Raw genomic sequence first — 4,072 nt, 5'->3', positions numbered from 1 at the left:
AACCATTACCACTGATAATGGCTCAGAGTTTGCAGATCTTTCCAACCTAGAAAAAGCATCCAATACACTGTTTTACTATGCCCATCCTTACACTTCTTGTGACAAAGGAACCGTTGAAAGACATAATGGACTCATTCGCAGATTTATTCCTAAGGTAGAAGCAATAGCTAACTATTCTTTACAAGACATCATTGATATTGAAACCTGGTGCAATTCTTTGCCAAGAAAGATATTGTCCTATCATACACCAGATGAAATCTTTGAAAGAGAATTAGATCTAATCTATCAAGTAGCTTAACTAAAAGTGTTCAATTTATTATTGCAATTTACAGAAAAAATAATTTATACAAAATAACCCCAAATTCGAAAAAAGAATTTGGAGTTATTTCATTTTTGGATTTTCTCTAAAAGTCCATACCCACTGAATTAAATACTCTTGAATGATACGGAAGACGGCTTTACAGCTGAATCATCAAGAATAAACATGCTTAAAGCGTATGAACTCTATAGAAAATCAATTTACATATCTATTTCATTATAAGTAAATAGATCTCTGAGATTAAATATGTAAGCAACAAATGATAATATCTTTTGCTACTTTTACCCTATTTACCATATAGGGACTTTAAGAGTCGAGTATTTTCAAAAAATAGTAACTATGGTTAAAATTCTAAAAAATTTATCACCTCCTTAATTTATAAAATATCAAATATTTTTCTTGTTCTAATTTCTTATCAATCAATTTTATGCTAGTAAGGCTACAACTAAAGGAGCCATAACTGTCAAGAAAATATTTCCTAAGGCATAAGTTGGTGTATAACTTAATGCAAAAACAGTAGAGTCAGTTTCTGCATTTACAGCATTCAAAGCCGCAGTAATAGTTCCTGAGCCACAAAGTGACCCAATATTATCAACAATGTCCATCTTTAAAAGAAATTTACTAATAAGTAAAGTAAAGAAGTGAGGCAAAATTGATACAAATACCCCAATTACAAATACTAACCAACCCATTTCCTTTAAAGCAGTAACAAATCCGCTACCAGCTTCAAGACCTACAACACCAATAAATAGGTTCAAGCCTAAACTCTTTAATAACCAGGCTGTTGAAGGCGGGATAACTCCTGTATTTGGATGTCTTTCTTGGAGCCAACCAAAATATAGACCAGCAAATAAGGCACCTCCGCCTCCACCAAGAGTCAAAGGAATTTTATGAATTGTAATAACAATGGCACCTAATAAGATACCTAAGAAAATACCGATTGACATAAAGCTTACATCAGTCTTAGTTCCAGCGGCTTTAACATATCCAATAAGTTTAATATTGTTTTTAAGATAATTTGCTGGACCAACAAGTGTTACGTGGTCACCTGTAGTTAACTTGGTATAATCCTCTATATTTTTACCATCATGTTGTGCACTATCAATTAAAACACCATTAGCTAGGAATTTTTCTAAAGTATTATATGAATATTCTTTAGTTAGTAGTACAGTGGCTTTCTTTAATTGAATAGGATAATTATTTACATCAATTTCTTTAAGTGCAGTGTGAGAGTTACTAAATGAAGCAAAACTCTTTATATTACCAACAACAATTATTACATCAGTTGGCTTTAAAATGATTTTAGAGCTAGTTAAAGGTTGCTTATTTCTATAAATCTCTTCAATAACTAGACCATCATTAGCCTGATCAAAAGCTTGAACACTTTTTCCAACTAACTCAGAATCTTTTGTAATTTCAAACGCTCTGATTCGAATATTAGAAGAAAGCTTAACACCTTGTGTTTGCGACTTAATATGGTTCGTCTCAATATATTTCTTAGTAGCTTCTTTCAAGTTAACGTGAAGAATTGCAGGAGCAATATTCTTTAAAAAGATCAAAACTCCAACAGTACCAAACACATAGGTCAACGCATACGCAATTGCAACTTGAGACATAGCTGCTTGTTTAGCTGCAGAAGATATATGTAAGGCTTCAATTGCAGAATTAGCTGTTCCAATACATGCTGATTGAGTTAAAGCGCCGGCAATAATACCACCCGCTTCACCAAATTTAACATGAAATACTTTAAAGAAACCAAAAGCGACTCCAAAAGCAATTACTGAAAAGATAACGCTTTGGATAATAAACTTAATACCTTTTTTCTTAAAGCTATTAATAAATACTGGTCCGACTTCATATCCAATCGTAAAGATAAAGAGGTCAAAGAATAAGTTTTTAACAACTGGAGCAATTTGAAACTTGCCCATTTGGCCAATAACTAAGCCTACCAACAAAACTCCGACAGTAGCACCAAGTTTAAAGCTCTTAATATGAAACCTACCAAGTAGATAACCTAGTCCTAAGGTAAGAAAGATAGCTACTGATGGATTTGTTAATACAAATTTACATATTGAATGCCACACATTCATTTTTTCTCATCTACCTCTTTTACTTCTTACTGTTTTTATCTTCAAATTCTTTGTAGTAATCTTTCAACACATCTAATACTTGTTTACCAATTACTGCGTAGTCATTAGTTGGCAAGTTGGCTTGAGATACTCTTAACTCACCTGGTTTTGCTCCAAAACCAACACCATCAACTAAGACAACACCGTTCTTTTCAGCTAATCTCAATAGGAAGTCAACTTGTTGGAAATCATCAGCTAAGTAATCTCTAAATTCTTTTCCATAAGTCTTTTCAGCTAATCTATATACGTCAATTAATGAATAATAGTGAGTATTAGTATCCGTGTTATCTTCTGGAGCACCCATAGCTTTATGCAAATCTTGGTATCTTTTATCAACTAATTTTCTAGCAATTTCAATATATGGATCACTAGTTCCACCATTTGTAGTCGTTAACATATGTCTTAAGGAGAATAGGCTTTCCATAATTTGTTGTGGAGTTGACAACCCAGCTGTGTGATATAAACCGATTGATCTACTATCAGCTACTAAACGGTCAATGAATTTCATCTTCGCAGGATCTAAGACATTGCTGCCATAACGTTTATTTAATTCAGCTTTATCTGCAGCATCTAACTTAGAAATATTATGATCAAAGACGTTTTCATCGTTTAAGCCAATAACTCCTAGTCTCCAACCTGTACAACCATATAATTTCGAATATGAGTAAACTAACATAGTATTGTATGGAACAACACTGTAAATACTCTTAAAGTGAGGAACAAAAGCACCATATACTTCATCACTAATAATCATTAGATCTGGATTCTTAGTAGTAGCTTGCTTAATCGCAGTTAAAGCAGTTTCATCAAATTCTTTTGAAGTAGGATTGGTTGGATTAACGACAATGAATGCTTTTACTGATGGATCTGCTAATTTTTCAATTTCTTTTGGATTAATTTCCCAGTTGTTCTTTTCATATGAATGCAAGTCTACTTCGACTAAGTCATAATCATTCAATTCAGGGATTCTCAAATATGGAGTAAAAATTGGAGTATTAATAGCAATTTTATCTCCTTTATTCAACAAATGATTTTCTGATAAAGAATGAAATGCATAAACAATTGCTGCAGTGGCACCCTCAGTTGGAAATAGTTGCGTTTCATTCTCCAAATCTACGCCTTCATATGATAGACCTTGAAGATAATGATTAATTATCACTTGCGTATTCTTCAAACATCTGTCAGGAACTGGATAATCATTTCCAATTACTCCGTTTACCCATTCAGCTACAACATCGTCACGATCTAGCTTCAAAGTATCGTGACAATAATTTACGGCATCAACTAGGAATTGATCTTCTTCATTTTTATCTGGATCTAAAAATGCAAATAATCTTTCTCTAATTCCTTCTGTTGGCATATAACCAGCCATTATGCCATTATCAATGGTTTGCTTTGAATCATATACACCAAATTGTACTAATCGTGCAAATGCCAAACGAGAAATAGTTTGTATCCAATTTGGATTTCCTCGACCAGCATTTAAGAAAATATTACTTTGCTCATTTTTTTGAGCTAAAGCAAGCATTTTTCTGCTTATTTCAAAAGCTCCTAGCTTCTCCAACTCTTTCTCATCTTGATTACTAAAGTTATTCATAATTCTCTCCTTTTCAAAAACAATAAG

Annotated in this window: 3 protein-coding genes; 1 reads left to right on the top strand and 2 read right to left on the bottom strand. The window is 32.8% G+C overall.

The features are described from left to right. Positions 1-298: IS30 family transposase (locus tag FD18_RS04610; RefSeq protein ID WP_157053605.1), on the top strand; the 298-nt coding region annotated here is incomplete at its 5' end. A gap of 446 nt (positions 299-744) precedes the next feature. Here FD18_RS04610 and aspT read toward each other — a convergent pair. Further along, positions 745-2,403 (bottom strand): aspartate-alanine antiporter, encoded by a 1,659-nt coding sequence (gene aspT, locus FD18_RS04605; protein ID WP_057718846.1) that lies wholly within the window; start codon positions 2,401-2,403, stop codon positions 745-747. Positions 2,404-2,428: 25 nt separating this feature from the next. Next, a complete protein-coding gene (locus FD18_RS04600) occupies positions 2,429-4,045 on the bottom strand; it encodes a bifunctional aspartate transaminase/aspartate 4-decarboxylase (protein WP_057718842.1) in 1,617 nt (538 codons plus the stop codon). Positions 4,046-4,072 lie beyond the last annotated feature (27 nt).

The sequence above is a fragment of the Lactobacillus taiwanensis DSM 21401 genome, from assembly GCF_001436695.1.
GTDB lineage: Bacteria > Bacillota > Bacilli > Lactobacillales > Lactobacillaceae > Lactobacillus > Lactobacillus taiwanensis.
This window is presented reverse-complemented; position numbering and strand designations above follow the sequence as displayed.

What these genes read in the sequence shown, in the direction of transcription:
- FD18_RS04600 (WP_057718842.1), bottom strand. Translation starts at nt 4,045, where the DNA reads ATGAATAACTTTAGTAATCAAGATGAGAAAGAGTTGGAGAAGCTAGGA.